The organism is Mumia zhuanghuii (genome assembly GCF_042681565.1).
GTDB lineage: Bacteria > Actinomycetota > Actinomycetes > Propionibacteriales > Nocardioidaceae > Mumia.
Genome location: NZ_JBHUFT010000002.1, coordinates 221038 through 237572 on the forward strand (window position 1 = coordinate 221038; position 16535 = coordinate 237572).

Here is a 16535-nt window from a genome sequence, read left to right on the forward strand (position 1 = left end):
CGTGGGCAAAGACACGGGACACGGGGTTGGCCCCTGTGACGTACGCAACAGCGTATGCCCGCGGTGACGCCGCGGCTCACGGTGCTCGCGACGACGGATCTGCACGGTCAGGTCCGCGACCACGACTACGGCACCGACCGTCCGTACGAGGACGCGTACGGCAACCGCATCGGTCTCGCCCGGGTGGCCGGCGTGGTGCGTCGCCTCCGCGAGTCCATACCCACGGCGCTGCTCGTCGACGCCGGTGATGTGCTCGAGGGCAGTGCGCTGTCGCACGAGTACGCACGGCTGCTCGCCGAGGCGGCAGACGACGACGTGCCGCTGCACCCGATGGCGGCCGCGATGAACCACCTCGGGTACGACGCCGTGGCCCTGGGCAACCACGAGCTCGACTACGGCGTACGGGCGCTGGAGCGCTTCCGCGAGCAGCTCGACGCCCCGCTGTTGGCGGGCAACGCGCACGACGCCGTGACGGGCGAGCCTGCGTTGGCGGCGTCCGTCATGCGCGAGGTCGTCGTGGTCCCTGGCGAGCCGCCCGTACGGGTCGGGATCGTCGGGCTCACCACGCCGAAGGTGACCTCCTGGAACCGCGACGTGCGCGCCCACCTCCGCTTCACCGACGTCGTCGACGCGGCTGGGCCGCTGGTCGCCGAGGTGCGGGCGGCCGGCGCGGACGTCGTCGTCGCGGTCGTGCACTCGGGGATCGTGGAGCCGTCGACCCCGGAGAACGCGGCCCTCGACCTCGCGCGCTGCGTCCCTGGCGTCGATGTCGTCGTGGCGGGCCACGCGCACGTCGAGGTCGCCGAGCGGCACGTCACCGGACCGGACGGGCGTCCGGTCCTGCTCACCGAGCCGCTGTGCTGGGGGATGCGGGTGGCGGTGGTCGAGATCGACCTCGCACGCACGGCCGACGGCTGGGCCGCTCACGAGGCGCGCTCGCGGCTCGTCGACACCGCCGATGCCGAGGAAGACCCCGAGATCGTCGCGCTTGTCGCGCCCCAGCACGCACACGTCCGTGCCTGCGGCGACCGCGTGGTGGGCCACGCCGAGGCGCCGATCGAGACCGAGCCGGCGCGCTACCGGCCGACCACGGCGCTCGCCCTCGTCGCCGCCGCACAATCCGGCGCGCTGCGCGGGATGCTACCGGGCGACCTCCCCCTGCTCAGCCTCGTGAGCCCGACCAACCGGTACGCGAGGGTGCCGGCGGGCCCGGTGCGCCAGCGCCACGTCGCGGCGTTGTGCCAGTTCGACAGCGGGCTGGTCGTGGTCGCCATGACCGGGGCCGAGCTGCGTGCGCACCTCGAGCACGCGGCCGCGTTCTTCGCCGCCACACAGGCACCCGGCCCCCACCATCCCGACGCGCTCACCAACGCCCCCACCCCGCGGACGCCGCACGGCACGCCGGACTTCGACTACGACGTCGCGTACGGGGCCGAGGCGCCTCTCACGTACGACATCGACCTCGCGCGCCCGCTCGGTGCACGGATCGCTGCACTGTCGTACGACGGCCGTCCGCTGCGAGACGCGCAGCACTTCTACGTCGTCGTCAGCCGCCATCGTGCCTCGGGCGCCGCCTCGTACCCGCACGTCAGCGGTGCGCCCGTCGTCCACGAGCTCACCGAGCCGCTGCGGACACTGGTCGCCAGACACCTCGCCGACGGGCGCCCGTACGCGCAGGAGCCGCACTGGCGGCTGATCCACGACGGTCAGCCGCTCGCCGTCCTCGACCTTCCCCTCCTTGGCTAGGCTCGAAACATGCCTTCACACCACTCCGAGCGCGGCCGCGCCTGGCCGTACGTGCTCCTCGCGGTGGTGCTCGTCCTGACCGGCGGGGGCGTCGCCGCGTACAGCCTCGGCCACCTCGACCGCTGGCTCTGCGAGGGCGGCACCTGCGAGTCACGCGAGGCCGATCCCGCGTCAGTGCCTGTCACCCCGGCCGAGCCCGAACTCGCGCCGGTTCTCGCCGCGCCGCAGTCCCGTCCTCTCGACGCGGACCGCGTGCAGCGCGCGATCGCGCCGCTGCTCGGCCGCAAGGCGCTCGGCACGCACGTCGGGTTCGCCGTGTCGGATCTCTCTTCGGGGGAGCAGGTCTGGAGCTCCGGGACGGGCGCGTTCATCCCCGCGTCGACGCTCAAGCTGTTCACGTCGCTCGCCGCGATGCAAACGCTGGGGCCGGAGCACCGCTTCCGTACGACCGTGCTCCGTGACACCACCGGAGAGGATCAGCCGTCCGCGACCGACGCGGCACCGACGACCGGCGCGCCCGCACCCGGGCCCGCGAAGCTGGTCCTCGTCGGGGGCGGCGACCCCTATCTCACGGCGACGTCGAACGCCGCCGCACGGGCGTCGTACCCGCAGCAGGCCTCGCTCGCACAGCTCGCCCGCCAGACGGCCAAAGCGCTGCAGGCCGACGGCGTCACCGAGGTCTCGCTCGGGTACGACACCTCGCTGTTCACCGGGCCGGCGGCGAACCCGACCTGGGAGCCGAGCTACATCACCTCGTTCGTGACCTCGCCGGTCAGCGCCCTGTGGGTCGACCAGGGGCGTGACGGGTGGCGTCGCACCGCCGACCCGGCCCGCCAGGCCGCCGCGACGTTCGCCAAGCAGCTGAAGGCGCGCGGCCTGAAGGTGACGGGCGTCGCGAGCACGGGCCGGCCGGTGGAGTCCGAGGAGCTCGCCGCGGTCAGCAGCGGCACCGTCGCGCAGATCGCGCAGTCGGTGATCGAGCACAGCGACAACCAGGCGGCGGAGGTGCTGCTGCGCCACGTCGCGATCGCCGAGAAGCAGCCCGCGACGTTCGAGGGCGGGGCCAAGGCCGTCCGGGACGTGCTCACCGGGCTCGGGGTCGACTGGGAGGGCAACCGCGTCTACGACGGGAGCGGGCTCTCGCGCGACAACCGCGTCACGCTCGCCTCGATGCTCCAGGTCGTGTCGACCGCGTCGGAGCTCTTCGACCGCTATCCGATCGCGGGCTTCAACGGCTCGCTGGCGACGCGCTTCACCGACAGCGGTACGGAGGCGGGGCTCGGTGTCGTCCGTGTGAAGACCGGCACGTTGTCCGGTGTCCACTCCTATGCCGGCACGACCGCCACCCGCGACGGGACACCCGTCGGCTTCGTGATCTTCACCGACCGCGTGCCCGATCGGCGTACCCTCGACGCCCGGACGATGCTCGACCGCATCGCCGCGCGGCTGTCGGCCTGCTCCTGCGCAGCCGCCGCGTAGGCTCGCAGGCATGACGGACAGCATGATCGACTGGGACTTCGCGCTGACCACCGCCGCGCGGATGACCCGGCCCGGTCCCGAGATCGCCAGCGCCGAGGCCGAGCAGGTCGTCGCCGAGCTCCGTGAGGGCGCGGCGCGGTCGGAAGGCCCCGTACGCGAGTTCACCGGGCTCGTGGCGGAGTCAGCGACCGCACCCGTCCTCGTCGTGGACCGCCCGGGCTGGGTCACGGCCAACGTGTCGTCGTTCGAGGTCGTGCTCCGGCCGATGCTCGAGAAGGTCCAGGCGGCGGCTGAGGCGAAGGGGCAGGCTCCCGGGCGCTTCGGACGGGCGATCGGCGCCCGCGTGACGGGGGCGGAGGTCGGCGCTGCGCTGGCCTTCATGTCGACAAAGGTGCTCGGGCAGTTCGACCCGTTCTACACCGCACCCGCAGCAGACGGTGGGCTCCCGGTCGGCGGACGCCTCCTGCTGGTGGCCCCGAACGTCGTGCACGTCGAGCGCGAGCTGGACGTGGACGCGCACGACTTCAGGCTCTGGGTCTGCCTGCACGAGGAGACCCACCGCGTGCAGTTCACGGCAGTGCCGTGGATGCGGGCGCACATCCAAGGTCTCGTCGACGGGCTGATCGACGCCACCGACACCGATCCCGAGGGCGTCTCGCGCTCGCTCGGCGAGGCGTCGAAGGCGGCAGGCCGTTTCGTACGAGGCGAGCGCGTCTCCTTGATGGACGTGCTCCAGAACGATCGCCAGCGCGAGATCATCGCGCAGGTCACCGGCGTCATGTCGCTCCTGGAGGGCCACGCCGACGTGGTGATGGACGGGGTCGGGCCCTCGGTGATCCCGACCGTGCGCCACATCCGGCGTCGCTTCGACAAGCGCCGTCAGGGCGGTGGTCTGCTCGACCGGCTCGTACGCCAGGTGCTCGGCCTCGACGCGAAGATCCGCCAGTACCGTGACGGCGCCGCGTTCGTCCGATCTGTCGAGAAGTCGGTCGGTCGTGAGGGCTTCGACGCCGTGTGGGCCTCGCCGGTCAACCTGCCGTCCGCGGAGGAGATCGAGCAGCCCGACCAGTGGGTCGCACGCGTTCACGGATGAGATCGTCGCCGTGACCGTGCGCCGTACGCCGCCCCTCGACCCCGTGGTCGCGCGCGGGCGTCGTGCGGTCTCGGACGCGCTCGCCGACCTCCCGGGCGACGCCACGGTCGTGCTCGGCGTCTCGGGCGGCGCCGATTCGCTCGCGCTGGCCGCGCTGACGTCGTTCGTCGTTGCCGGCCGTGGCGGTCGTGCGCTCGCGCTCGTCGTCGACCACGGCCTGCAGGCGGGGTCGGACCAGGTCGCGCAGCACGCCGCCGCGCAGTCGCGCGACCTCGGGGTCGAGGCCCGCGTCGAGCGGGTCGACGTCGGGTCCGACGGGGGCCCGGAGGGTGCGGCGCGCGTCGCACGTCGTGAGGCGTTGCAGGCATGCGCCGACGAGCTCGGTGCCGCCGCCGTCCTGCTCGCGCACACCCGCGACGACCAGGCCGAGACCGTGCTCCTCGGGCTGGCCCGAGGGTCCGGTGCACGCTCGCTCGCCGGCATGGCACCCCGTACGGGAATCTGGCGGCGCCCGCTGCTCGGCCTCACCCGCGCCGACACCGAGCAGGTCTGCCGCGCGGTCGGCCTCACCTGGTGGGACGACCCTCACAACGACGATGCCCGCTACGCCCGGGTGCGCGTCCGTCGCACGGTCCTGCCGTTGCTCGAGCGCGAGCTCGGACCGGGCGTCGCAGCCGCTCTCGCGCGTACGGCTGACGGCCTGCGCGACGACGCCGACGCCCTCGACGTGCTCGCCCGTACAGCAGCGCGCGAGGTTACCCGCGACGACGGGGCGCTCGACGTCGCCGCGCTCGCTGTCCTCCCTCGCGCCCTACGGACGCGGGTGCTGCGCGCTGCCGCGATCGGCGCCGGATCGACCGCGAACGACCTCACGGCAGCGCACGTCGCCGGGGTCGAGCAGTTGGTCACCGCCTGGCGCGGCCAGGGCGGCCCGGCGCTTCCCGGCGGCCTGACCGTCCGCCGCGCGGGCGGTGTACTCCTCTTCATCCCGTCGTGAGCGGCGGGCCCCCGGACGCGTCGTCAGGGTCGCTGTGCGAGGCTGGCTCCGTGGACGCGAAGCAGATCGAGGGCGACCTCGCGCTGGACCAGACGTACATCCCCGAGGCCGACATCCAGGCCCGCCTCCGAGAGCTCGCCGCTGAGATCGCGCGCGACTACGAGGGCGAGGACCTGCTGCTCGTCGGCGTGCTCAAGGGTGCGGTCATGGTGATGGCCGACCTTGCCCGTGCGCTCGAGCGCGACGTCGAGATGGACTGGATGGCGGTCACCTCGTACGGGTCGGGCACGACCTCGTCCGGCGTCGTACGGATCCTCAAGGACCTCGACACCGACCTCTCGGGCCGGCACGTCCTGATCGTCGAGGACATCATCGACTCGGGCCTCACGCTGTCGTGGCTGACGTCCAACCTGCGCTCGCGCAAGCCGGCCTCGGTCGAGATCTGCACGCTGCTGCGCAAGCCTGAGGCGCTCAAGATGGCTGTCGACGTCAAGTACGTCGGTTTTGAGATCCCCAATGCCTTCGTGGTCGGCTACGGGCTCGACTACGACGAGCGCTACCGCAACCTGCGCGACATCGCGACGCTCGCCCCGCACGTCTACTCCTGACCCAGGCAGCCGTCACGGAGCAAGATCCGCGCGGCTTCTGGGAACATGTGGACGGGTGCCAGACGTTGAAGCACCAGGGGACAAGACTCGCCCTGCCCTCATGGCGAGGGCGTGTACCGTCGGTTCCCGTACCCATTCCTACGCAGGAGGAGCGAGGCGCGGCCTCGGATCATGGACGTCAAACGCATCTTCAAGGGCCCGTGGCTCTGGATCATCATCAGTGTCATCGCGGTTCTGGCCCTGCTCCAGCTGGTGTCGTCCAACAGCGGCTATCAAGAGGTCAAGACCGCGACGATGGTGCGGTACTTCGAGCAGGGCAAGGTCGCCGAGGCGACCTTCGTCGGCGCCGGCGACAACGAGATCCGCGCCACGCTCGACGATGACAAGAAGGTGCGCGCCAACTGGCTCGGCGACCAGGGCAACCAGCTGCGCAAGCTTGCGGATGAGAGCGTCTCCGACAAGGAGATGAAGACGTACGACGTCGATATCCCCAAGCCGAGCTTCCTCGGCAACCTGCTCGGACTCCTGCTGCCGTTCGCGCTGATCTTCCTGCTGTTCATCTTCTTGATGAACTCGATGCAGGGCGGCGGCGGACGCGTCATGCAGTTCGCGAAGTCCAAGGCCAAGCTCATCTCCAAGGACACGCCGCAGACGACCTTCGCCGACGTCGCGGGTGCGGACGAGGCCGTCGAGGAGCTCGGCGAGATCAAGGAGTTCCTGGCCGACCCACAGAAGTTCCAGGCGGTCGGTGCCAAGATCCCCAAGGGCGTCCTCCTGTACGGCCCTCCCGGCACCGGCAAGACCCTCCTCGCGCGCGCCGTGGCCGGCGAGGCGGGCGTGCCGTTCTACTCGATCTCGGGCTCGGACTTCGTCGAGATGTTCGTCGGTGTCGGTGCGAGCCGTGTCCGTGACCTGTTCGAGCAGGCCAAGGAGAACGCGCCCGCGATCGTCTTCATCGACGAGATCGACGCCGTCGGGCGTCACCGTGGCGCCGGCCTCGGCGGCGGGCACGACGAGCGCGAGCAGACGCTCAACCAGCTGCTCGTCGAGATGGACGGCTTCGACGTCCGCGGCGGGATCCTCATCGCCGCCACCAACCGTCCCGACGTCCTCGACCCAGCGCTGCTGCGCCCGGGCCGGTTCGACCGCCAGATCGCGGTCGAGGCGCCCGACCTCAAGGGCCGTCTGCAGATCTTGCAGGTCCACTCGCGCGGCAAGCCGCTGGCGCCCGACGTCGACCTCGAGTCGGTTGCGCGGCGCACGCCCGGCTTCTCCGGCGCCGACCTCGCCAACGTCCTCAACGAGGCTGCGCTGCTCACCGCCCGCAGCAACCAGGCGCTGATCGACAACCACATGCTCGACGAGGCCATCGACCGCGTCGTCGCTGGCCCGCAGAAGCGGACCCGCCTCATGAGCGAGCACGAGCGCAAGATCACCGCGTACCACGAGGGTGGCCACGCACTGGTCGCCGCAGCGCTGCCCGGCAGCGACCCCGTGCACAAGATCACGATCATGCCGCGAGGCCGTGCCCTCGGTTACACGATGGTGCTGCCCGACGAGGACAAGTACAGCCAGACGCGTGCCGAGATGCTCGACAAGCTGGCCTACATGATGGGCGGTCGCGCCGCCGAGGAGCTCGTCTTCCACAACCCGACGACCGGCGCCGCCAACGACATCGAGAAGGCGACCAACCTCGCTCGCGCGATGGTCACCCAGTACGGCATGACCGAGCGGATCGGTGCCGTGCGCCTCGGCGAGAACGGCTCGGAGCCGTTCCTCGGCCGCGACATCGGCCACTCGCGCAACTACTCCGAGGAGCTTGCGGCGATCGTCGACGAAGAGGTGACCAAGTTCATCAGCTACGCCCACCAGGAGGCGTTCGACATCCTCGCCGAGAACCGCGCCGTCCTCGACGACCTGGTGCTCGCGCTGCTCGAGAAGGAGACGCTCAACAAGGCCGAGGTCGCCGCGATCTTCGAGTCGCTCAAGCGTCGGTCCGCGCGTCCGGCGTGGACCGGTTCGGAGACCCGCAAGCCGTCGTCGTTGCCGCCGGTGCTCTCCCCGAAGGAGATCAACGGCCACGAGCCCGAGCGTGACGGCGACGAGGGCACGATCGTCCTCGCGCCCGGTCAAGGTGGCACCGACCTGCACGGCCCGGGTTCCGACCCGGCGGGAGGAACGCCCGAGCCGCCGTCGCCCGGAGCGCACTGACGTGGCGCAGGCCGAGAGCGGGGCGCTGCCCGAGTTCGACACGCCGCGTGCCGAGGCCGCGATCCGTGAGCTCCTCGCCGCGATCGGGGAGGACCCTCACCGCGACGGGCTCAAGGACACGCCGGAGCGGGTCGCCCGCGCCTACAAGGAGATCTTCGCCGGCATGCGCCGGGATCCCCAGGAGGCGCTGTCGCGCACCTTCGAGGTCGACCACGACGAGATGATCCTGGTCAAGGACATCGAGCTGTGGTCGATGTGCGAGCACCACCTCGTGCCGTTCACGGGGGTCGCGCACGTCGGCTACATCCCCGCCGAGGACGGCCGCGTGGTCGGGCTGTCCAAGCTCGCGCGGCTCGTCGACGTGTACGCCCGCCGCCCGCAGGTGCAGGAGCGGCTGACCACGCAGATCGCGGACGCGCTGACCGAGACCTTGCGCCCGCTCGGTGTGATCGTCCAGATCGAGGCCGAGCACCTGTGCATGACGATGCGCGGCGTCCGCAAGCCCGGGGCCAAGACGATCACCAGCGCCGTACGCGGACAGCTGCGCGATCCTGCGACCCGGGCCGAGGCGATGGCCCTGATCACGGGCCGCTGATGTTTGCGCGTCGCGTGGTGCCGCTGCTCCCCGACGCGGGTCGGTGCCAGGTGATGGGCGTCGTGAACGTCACCCCCGACTCGTTCTCGGACGGGGGGCTGTGGCTCGACGCCGACGACGCGGTCCGTCACGGCCTCGAGCTCGTCGCCGCCGGTGCCGACCTCGTCGATGTGGGCGGCGAGTCGACCCGTCCCGGGGCCCAGCGCGTCGACGCGGCCACCGAGCTGGCGCGGGTCGAGCCGGTCGTCCGTGCTCTTGTGGAGCGCGGTGTCGTCGTCTCTGTCGACACCATGCGCGCCGAGGTCGCGGAGCGTGCTGTCGCCGCAGGTGCGCGGGTCATCAACGACGTCTCCGGCGGGCTCGCCGACCCCGACATCCTCGAGGTGGCCGCGCGCACCGGTGTCCCGTACGTCGTCATGCACTGGCGAGGGCACTCCGACACGATGCAGGGCGACGCCGCGACGCACTACGACGATCTCGTGCCCGACGTCGTCGACGAGCTGGGCAGCGCCGTCGACCTCGCGCTCGCCAAGGGGGTCCGGCCCGAGCAGGTCGTGGTCGATCCCGGCATCGGCTTCTCCAAGCGAGGCCCCCAGAACTGGACCGTCCTCGCTCACCTCGAGGCGTTCGCCTCGCTCGGCTATCCGCTGCTGGTCGCGGCGAGCCGCAAGCGGTTCCTCGGCGAGCTGCTCGCGGACGACGACGGCCTGCGGCCTCCAAGGGAGCGCGACTCCGCGACGGTCGCAACCACCGCGCTAGCGGCGGCGGCGGGCGCGTGGTGCGTGCGTGTCCACGACGTCGCGCCCAGCGCCGACGCCGTGCGCGTCGCCGAGCGGTGGCGCGATGGCTGAGCGGCGTGACCCGGTCCTCGTGACCCACCAGGCGTTCTACGACGCGATCGAGCACGGTGACCTCGACCTCATGTCGTCGCTGTGGCTGCCCGGCGAGGACACGGTGTGTGTGCACCCTGGCGCCGAGCCGATCCTCGGCCGTGGCGCGATCCTGCGGTCGTTCGCGATGCTCATGGCCAACGTCGGCTACATCCAGTTCATCCTCACCGACGTCGAGGTGCGGCGTCGTGACGGCATCGCGATCGTGTCGTGCGTCGAGAACGTGCTCTCCGAGGCCGAAGGCGAGGCGCCCACGGTGTTCGCCGGCGGGCGCGGCGTCGCGACCGACGTCCTCGTCGAGACCGCGACCGGGTGGAAGCTCTGGTCGCACCACTCCGGGCCGGTGATGGAGGGATGACCGTGCCGAGCGGACTGGACCGGATCACCGTGACCGGGATCGAGGCGTACGGCTACCACGGCCTGCTCGCGTTCGAGCGCGACCGGGGCCAGCGGTTCGTCGTCGACGTCGTGCTCGGGCTGGACCTCGGGCGTGCGGCGGAGACAGGGGACTTAGAAGCGTCGGTTCATTACGGTACGTTGTCGGAGAGGGTCGCGGACGCCGTGGCGTCGGACCCCGTGGACCTGATCGAGACGCTCGCTCTCCGCATCCTCGGGATCTGCTTCGGTTTCGCACCGGTGCAGTGGGCGAGCGTCACGGTTCACAAGCCGGATGCACCGATACCGGTGACGTTCTCGGACGTCGCCGTGACGATAGAGCGGAGTCGTACGTGACCGAGACGCCCAACCCACACATCCCCGACGCGGACACGATGACCGGGGGCATGCGCCCGATCCGGCAGGCCGTGATCGCGGTCGGGTCCAACCTGGGGGAGCGGCTCAACAACGTCCAGGGTGCCGTCGCCGCGCTTGCCGACACGCCGGAGGTCACGGTCGTGTCGGTGTCGTCGGTCTACGAGACGGTGCCGGTCGGCGCGCCCGCGGGCTCGCGCGACTTCCTCAACGCCGCCGTCCTCATCGACACCACGCTGACCGTGCACACGCTGCTCGACCGCTGCCTCGCGATCGAGGACGCGTTCGGTCGCGAGCGCGGTGAGAAGAACGCGCCGCGCACGCTCGACGTCGACCTCATCGTCGTCGGTGACCGCGTCGCGCACGACGACCGACTGACGCTCCCGCACCCGCGTGCCCACGAGCGTGCGTTCGTGCTGATGCCGTGGCTCGAGCTCGACCTCGAGGGCGAGATCCCCGGCAAGGGCTACGTCGTCGACCTCGCGCAGGGCCTCGACACCTCCGGCGTCACGCGGCGCGAGGACCTCGAGATCCTCGTCTGATCTGATGGCTCGCCGTCCGCTACGCCGGTCGTCAGCAGTCCAGCTCGCCGTCCTCGGAGTCGTCGGTCTGGCTGTCGGACGAGCGATGCGTCCCTTCCTGGAGTGGCGCGACTCCGTCGTCCCCACGGTCTCGTGGGTCGCCGCGGGCACGATGCTCTTCCTCGCCGCGATCCTCGCCGTGCTCGCATGGACGACCTTCCAGTCGCTCCACCGCGAGCAGCGGACGATGCACGCGACGCGAGCGCTGCGGCTGCTCGCGCTCGCCAAGGCCTCGGCGATCGTGACGGCGCTGATCGCCGGCTACTACGTCGGGTTCGCGTTGTCGTTCGCGGGCGACATGGAGCTCGCGCTGCCCCGTGAACGGGTGGTCAGGTCTGCCGCTGCGGCCATCGCCGCACTCGTGGCGCTGGCCGCCGCGCTCGCCCTCGAGCGTGCGTGCGAGGTGCCCCACGATGACGAGGATTCCGACGAGGCCGCACAGGCCTGAACGCTTGGTGTCGGTAGGCCAGAACGGGTCTTCCGTAGCGTAGGGTTCTCACCATGTCGAACGATCGCCGCCGCCAGCGCTCCGTGCGCATCCTCGCCGCCAGCCTCATGCTGGCGGCTTCTGCCGTCTTCGTCGCCGTCGCAGTCGTGTCGGCCTCGCAGGGGGTGCTGGTCGCGGCGTCGGTGACAGCGGTGATCGTCGGAGTCGCAGCGGCCCGGGTCATCGCCGACGAGGTCCTCACCACCCGTCGCGCATGGTTCAAGGACCGCGCCGAGCAGGCTCAGGCATACCGCGACATCTCGGTCGACCGGACCCGCGAGAACATGGAGTTCATCGAGGCCGTGAACGAGACGCTCTCGATCACCACCAGGCGCATCACCGAGCTCAACGGCACCCTTCGTCTCGCCGAGGCGCGCGCCGACGAGTCCGACGCGCGCCGCGAGGAGCTGCAGCGCGAGGTCGAGACGCTGCGCACCGACGGCGACGACGAGGCGGCGCCGAGCACGATGACGCTGTGGGACGGCGCCGACGTGCCGACGATCGTCGACCTGCTCAGCTGGGAGGCGACCGCCGCTGCGCGTGCGCAGGCGGCCGACGAGGCCGCCGATGCGGTGGCCGAGGACAAGGATGCCAAGGACGCCGTCGAGGAGCTTCCCGAGGCCAAGGAGGCCTGAGCCGGCTCAGGCTCACGGGGCGCTGGACGGCTCCGTCGTCCGTACGGACCGGCGCAGCGCCGCGTGCAGCGACTCCGGTGTGAGGACGCCTAGGAAGCGTCGGTCGTCGTCGAGGACGGCAACCCACCCGGCGTCGTAGCGCAGCATCACCGACCACGCCTCCTTGAGCGTGGCGTTGCGGTGCAGCGTGGCCTCCATCGGACGCGCGCGCAGGGTCTCGGCGGTGGTGAGGTGCTCGGCGGCAACCCACCCCACAAGACGCTCGGACTCGTCGACGACGATCGCCCACGGCACGTCCGCCCGCGCGGCACGGCGGCGAACCTCATCGAGCGGCGTGTCCACGCGGACGACGGGCGCCTCCTCGAGCTCGTCGACGTCGATCGGTGTGACGGCGAGGCGTCGAAGCCCTCGGTCGGCGCCGACGAACTCCGCGACGAAGTCGTCGGCCGGCGCACCGAGGACGGCCGCAGGAGAGTCGTACTGGCGGAGGTCGCCGCCGTTGGCGAGCACCGCGACCCGGTCGCCCAGGCGCACCGCCTCGTCGATGTCGTGGGTGACGAGCAGGACGGTCTTGCCGAGCTCGTGCTGGAGGCGGAGGAACTCGTCCTGAAGACGCCCGCGGACGATCGGGTCGACGGCGCCGAACGGCTCGTCCATCAGCAGCACGGGCGGGTCCGCGGCGAGCGCGCGCGCGACACCGACGCGCTGTCGCTGCCCGCCGGAGAGCTGGTGCGGGTAGCGACCGGCGTACGCGGCAGGGTCGAGGCCGACGAGGTCGAGCAGCTCGTCGGCGCGGGCCCGTGCCCGCTTGCGGTCCCAGTGCAGCAGAGTCGGCACGGTCGCGACGTTCTCGCGGACGCTCTGGTGCGGGAACAGCCCGACCTGCTGGATGACGTAGCCGATGCCGCGCCGTAGAGCGACCGGATCGGCCTTCATGATGTCCTGCCCGTCCAGGAGGATGCGGCCCGACGTGGGCTCGATGAGGCGGTTCACCATCTTGAGCGTGGTCGACTTGCCGCAGCCCGACGGGCCGACGAGAGCGACGAGCGACCCCTGAGGGACGGACAGCGAGAGTTCACGTACGGCGACGGAGCCGTCGTCGTACCGCTTGCCGACGCCTTCGAGCACGATCATCGCGTCCTCGGTACGGTGCATGTCGTGAGCCTAGCCGTCGGCGCGACCTCGTCCGCACTCCTCGCGGCCGACCCACCGTGCTACGCACGCAGCGTCAACGCATGGGTGTGCCCGGAGTACGTGGAGCGCTATGCACCGGAGCTGGTCGACGCGACGATCCAGCACCTCATGCTGACCGTGGCGTCGGTGGCGCTCGGGCTCGTGCTCGCCGTCGCGCTCGCACTGGTGGCACGCAACCGGCCGAGGATGCGCTCGCTGCTCATGGGGAGCACCACGATCGTCTACACGATCCCGTCGCTGGCGATGTTCTCGCTGCTCGCGCAGGCGACCGGGCTGAGTCCGACCACGGTGATCGTGGGCCTTGGCCTCTACTCGCTCGCGATCCTCGTCCGCAACGTCCTTGCCGGTCTCGACGCCGTGCCCGCCGAGGTGGTCGAGGCGGCGACAGGGCTCGGGTACGGGCGCCTGCGGCTGCTGACCCGCGTCGAGGCGCCTCTCGCGGTGCCGATCGTCATGGCAGGCCTGCGGGTCGCCACCGTCTCGACGGTGGCGATGGTGACGCTCGGCACGATCGTCGCGTACGGAGGCCTCGGCAACATGCTCGCCAACGGGATCGACGACAGCTTCAAGGCGCAGGTCTTCACGACGAGCGTGCTGTGCGTCGTCCTCGCCGTGCTCCTCGACCTGCTCCTGGTGGCCTTCACCCGCCTGGTCACTCCCTGGGCGAGGGGGGTGGCGGCATGAACGAGCTCGGCGAGGCGTTCGCGTTCCTCCTCGACCCGGCCAGCTGGACGGGCACCGACGGTCTTGGCAAGCAGCTGACCGAGCAGGCGCTCCTCACGGTGACCGCACTGCTGGTCGTCGCGGTCGTGGGGCTGCCGCTCGGACTGTGGCTGGGGCACCGAGGACGCGGCGGGACGTTCGCGATCAACGTCTCCAACGTCGGTCGGGCGATCCCCGTGTTCGCCGTGCTCGCGCTGCTGTCCCTCGGTCCGGTCGGGACGGCCGTCCTTGGGCCGTACGGGCGTGCCGGCATGGCGACGCTGATCGCGCTGGTGCTGTTCGGGCTGCCCCCGGTGATCACCAACGCGTACGTGGGGGTGCGCGAGGTTGACCCCGAGGTGGTGGAGGCCGCGCGCGGCACCGGGATGAGCGAGTGGCAGGTGTTCCGTACCGTCGAGCTGCCGCTGGCTGCGCGGCTGGTCGCGAACGGTGTACGCCTCGCGGTCGTCCAGCTGTGGGCGACGGCCACCATCGCAGCCCTGGTCGCGGGACCGGGGCTCGGCAACACCATCACGTACGGGTTCAGCAACAACACGTACAGGTACGTCATCGGCGGGGCGATCGTCGTCGCGCTGGGTGCCCTCGTCCTCGAGGGGATCGCCGCGCTCGTCGAGCGGGCGGTCGACCCGATGCGCCGTGTCAGAGGTTCCGGCGATGATGGTCTGGTCCAGACACCGCAGATCACGACACCGTAGAAGCCATCGCGGCCGCCGGTCGTGACGACGAAAGGGACTCCATGGACAGCACGACACTGCGCCGCGTCCGCCGCGCAGCAGCCACTCTCGCCTGCGCCGCCGCGCTGGTCGCCCTGCCCGCCTGTGGTGGGGACGACCCCGACCCGGAGTCGGGGGTCAGGTCCAAGGGCCCGGTGACCGTGTCCGGCCAGAACTTCACAGAGATGCAGATCCTCGCCGAGCTGTACGGGCAGATGCTCGAGGACGAGGGCTACGACGTCACCCAGAAGCTCGTCGACACCCGCGCGGTCTACATGGACCAGCTCTCGAGCAACAAGGTTCAGGTCGTTCCGGAATACCTCGCCGGGATCGGCGACTACCTCAACACCCAGGCCAACGGGCCCTCGGCGAAGCCGGTGACCAGCAACAACGTCGAGCAGACCCTCGATGCGGTCAACACGCTCGCCGAGAGCGTCGGCATCACGCTGCTCGAGCCGGCCGCAGCGACCGACCAGAACGCCTATGCGGTCACGGAGGACTTCGCCAAGGAGCACGATCTGACCACGCTGTCCGACCTCGCGGCTTCCAAGGTGCCGGTCAAGCTCGCGGCGGCCCAGGACTGCAAGGACCGCCAGGACTGCGCCAAGGGGCTGCGTGAGGTCTACGGCATCGACATCACCGAGGTCCTGCCGCTCGGCTTCGGCAGCCGCGAGGGCAAGGACGCCGCGACCAGCGGTGAGGTCCAGCTCGTGCAGGTCGCGACGACCGACGGTGCTCTCGAGGACGACGGGCTGGTGCTGCTCGAGGACGACAAGGGCCTTCAGCCCGCACAGAACCTGATCCCTGCCGTCAACACGGAGTTCCTGGATGACAACCCGACGGTCGCGACCGCTCTCAACGAGCTCTCCACGGCGCTGACCACCGAGGATCTGGCCGAGCTCAACGTCAAGGTCGACATCGACCGCGAGAAGCCTGCCGACGTCGCCAAGGAGTACTTGGAGGATCAGGGCCTGCTGGGCTAGGCGCGCAGGCGACCGTCACGCCGGCTCGTCCAGGCGGACGAGCTGGCACGGTCCGCCGAGATAGATCCCGCCGTCGATGTCGAGGACGAGCCCGTCCGCGTAGAGCACGGGCTCGTCCTGCGGCGTCACGGTGCCTCCGCGGATGAGGGCGCCGATCGTGTGGCCGTGCACGATCCGGCGCCCGCCCAGCGCCTCGAGCATGCGGGTCGCCGTCTCGACGCCGTCCTCCCGTGCGAACGCGTAGCGCGAGGTCAGCCGCCGCCACATCTCCCACCACGTGTCGAGGTCGGGCATCTGCAGCTCCGCACGGACGGCGGCGTTGATCTCGTCGACGGCATCGCCCCACAGGAGGTAGGCGGTGGTGTCGGAGTGGAGGAGGAGCTGGTCGGCGTCCTGGCCGAGCGCGGGGCGCGTGGTGAGCCAGTCGAGGTGACGCTCGTCGAGACGTTCGAGGTCGCTCACGATGCCGCCGTTGCCGAACCAGTTCGCCTCGAAGCTGTAACGGTTGTCGCCCGGGACCGGTGTCGGGCCGTACCGGTGCATGCCGAGCATGAGGATCTCGTGGTTGCCGAGCAGCGCGGTCACCTGGCCGCCGGCTTGCTCCGCCTCGTCCTCGAGGCGCATCGCCAGCTCGATCACGCCGACCCCGTCCGGGCCGCGGTCGACGTAGTCGCCGAGGAGCCACAGACGTGCGTCACCGCCTGCCCAGTGGCCGTCTTCGAACAGGCCCGCAGCAGTCAGCGTTGCCTCCAGCTCGTCGCGGTGCCCATGGATGTCGCTCGCCGCCCAGACCTCTCCCACCCCCCGACCCTAGGGCGATCCGCGCGAGGCGGCCCGTCGAGGGTCGGTG

Annotated in this window: 18 protein-coding genes; 16 read left to right on the forward strand and 2 right to left on the reverse strand. The window is 71.0% G+C overall.

Annotated features, from left to right (window positions below; translation table 11 throughout):
* Positions 1 to 54: 54 nt before the first annotated feature.
* From ACFSDF_RS04270 to ACFSDF_RS04330, 13 genes are all read left to right on the forward strand, one after another.
* Entirely contained in the window at positions 55 to 1746 is a 1692-nt protein-coding gene (locus ACFSDF_RS04270; protein ID WP_377156334.1) for a bifunctional metallophosphatase/5'-nucleotidase, read from the forward strand.
* 9 nt (positions 1747 to 1755) lie between these two features.
* Complete coding sequence (gene dacB, locus ACFSDF_RS04275; RefSeq protein WP_377156336.1) at positions 1756 to 3225, forward strand: D-alanyl-D-alanine carboxypeptidase/D-alanyl-D-alanine endopeptidase; 1470 nt, start codon at positions 1756 to 1758, stop codon at positions 3223 to 3225.
* 10 nt (positions 3226 to 3235) lie between these two features.
* Positions 3236 to 4318: a zinc-dependent metalloprotease gene (locus ACFSDF_RS04280; protein ID WP_243843046.1), complete on the forward strand. Its 1083-nt coding sequence runs from the start codon at positions 3236 to 3238 to the stop codon at positions 4316 to 4318.
* Between the two features lie 10 nt (positions 4319 to 4328).
* Positions 4329 to 5315, forward strand: coding sequence for a tRNA lysidine(34) synthetase TilS (tilS, locus tag ACFSDF_RS04285; RefSeq protein ID WP_377156338.1), 987 nt, complete (start codon positions 4329 to 4331; stop codon positions 5313 to 5315).
* 50 nt (positions 5316 to 5365) lie between these two features.
* Entirely contained in the window at positions 5366 to 5923 is a 558-nt protein-coding gene (gene hpt, locus ACFSDF_RS04290; RefSeq protein WP_167006245.1) for a hypoxanthine phosphoribosyltransferase, read from the forward strand.
* 171 nt (positions 5924 to 6094) lie between these two features.
* Positions 6095 to 8134 (forward strand): ATP-dependent zinc metalloprotease FtsH, encoded by a 2040-nt coding sequence (gene ftsH / locus ACFSDF_RS04295; protein WP_377156340.1) that lies wholly within the window; start codon positions 6095 to 6097, stop codon positions 8132 to 8134.
* 25 nt (positions 8135 to 8159) lie between these two features.
* The gene (gene folE / locus ACFSDF_RS04300) at positions 8160 to 8729 is read left to right on the forward strand and encodes a GTP cyclohydrolase I FolE (RefSeq protein WP_243843074.1); all 570 of its coding nucleotides are present in this window, start codon (positions 8160 to 8162) and stop codon (positions 8727 to 8729) included.
* Complete coding sequence (gene folP, locus ACFSDF_RS04305) at positions 8729 to 9580, forward strand: dihydropteroate synthase (protein ID WP_377156344.1); 852 nt, start codon at positions 8729 to 8731, stop codon at positions 9578 to 9580. The genes folE and folP overlap by 1 nt, the downstream gene beginning before the upstream one ends.
* Positions 9573 to 9977, forward strand: coding sequence for a nuclear transport factor 2 family protein (locus tag ACFSDF_RS04310; RefSeq protein WP_167006236.1), 405 nt, complete (start codon positions 9573 to 9575; stop codon positions 9975 to 9977). Before folP ends, ACFSDF_RS04310 begins: the two co-directional genes overlap by 8 nt.
* Positions 9974 to 10351, forward strand: coding sequence for a dihydroneopterin aldolase (gene folB, locus ACFSDF_RS04315; protein ID WP_167006233.1), 378 nt, complete (start codon positions 9974 to 9976; stop codon positions 10349 to 10351). Before ACFSDF_RS04310 ends, folB begins: the two co-directional genes overlap by 4 nt.
* Positions 10348 to 10911: a 2-amino-4-hydroxy-6-hydroxymethyldihydropteridine diphosphokinase gene (gene folK, locus ACFSDF_RS04320; RefSeq protein WP_167006230.1), complete on the forward strand. Its 564-nt coding sequence runs from the start codon at positions 10348 to 10350 to the stop codon at positions 10909 to 10911. Before folB ends, folK begins: the two co-directional genes overlap by 4 nt.
* Positions 10912 to 10915: 4 nt before the next feature.
* Positions 10916 to 11398, forward strand: coding sequence for a DUF3180 domain-containing protein (locus ACFSDF_RS04325; RefSeq protein WP_377156347.1), 483 nt, complete (start codon positions 10916 to 10918; stop codon positions 11396 to 11398).
* A 53-nt stretch (positions 11399 to 11451) separates the two neighbouring features.
* Positions 11452 to 12072: a hypothetical protein gene (locus tag ACFSDF_RS04330; protein WP_167006224.1), complete on the forward strand. Its 621-nt coding sequence runs from the start codon at positions 11452 to 11454 to the stop codon at positions 12070 to 12072.
* Positions 12073 to 12084: 12 nt separating this feature from the next.
* Here the strand turns inward: ACFSDF_RS04330 and ACFSDF_RS04335 are convergent, their stop codons facing one another.
* Positions 12085 to 13227, reverse strand: a complete 1143-nt coding sequence (locus tag ACFSDF_RS04335) for an ABC transporter ATP-binding protein (RefSeq protein ID WP_220471278.1) — start codon at positions 13225 to 13227, stop codon at positions 12085 to 12087.
* Positions 13228 to 13230: 3 nt separating this feature from the next.
* On the opposite strand from ACFSDF_RS04335, the gene ACFSDF_RS04340 reads away from it, so the two are divergent.
* From ACFSDF_RS04340 to ACFSDF_RS04350, 3 genes are read left to right on the forward strand one after another with little or no spacing between them, the layout of a single operon-like run.
* The gene (locus ACFSDF_RS04340; RefSeq protein ID WP_377156349.1) at positions 13231 to 13950 is read left to right on the forward strand and encodes an ABC transporter permease; all 720 of its coding nucleotides are present in this window, start codon (positions 13231 to 13233) and stop codon (positions 13948 to 13950) included.
* Positions 13947 to 14684: an ABC transporter permease gene (locus ACFSDF_RS04345; protein ID WP_167006222.1), complete on the forward strand. Its 738-nt coding sequence runs from the start codon at positions 13947 to 13949 to the stop codon at positions 14682 to 14684. Before ACFSDF_RS04340 ends, ACFSDF_RS04345 begins: the two co-directional genes overlap by 4 nt.
* 41 nt (positions 14685 to 14725) lie before the next feature.
* On the forward strand, positions 14726 to 15685 hold the full coding sequence (locus ACFSDF_RS04350; protein WP_167006219.1) for an ABC transporter substrate-binding protein: 960 nt from the start codon (positions 14726 to 14728) through the stop codon (positions 15683 to 15685).
* A gap of 15 nt (positions 15686 to 15700) precedes the next feature.
* Here ACFSDF_RS04350 and ACFSDF_RS04355 read toward each other — a convergent pair whose 3' ends face one another.
* On the reverse strand, positions 15701 to 16486 hold the full coding sequence (locus ACFSDF_RS04355; protein ID WP_167251437.1) for a metallophosphoesterase: 786 nt from the start codon (positions 16484 to 16486) through the stop codon (positions 15701 to 15703).
* Between the last annotated feature and the right edge of the window lie 49 nt (positions 16487 to 16535).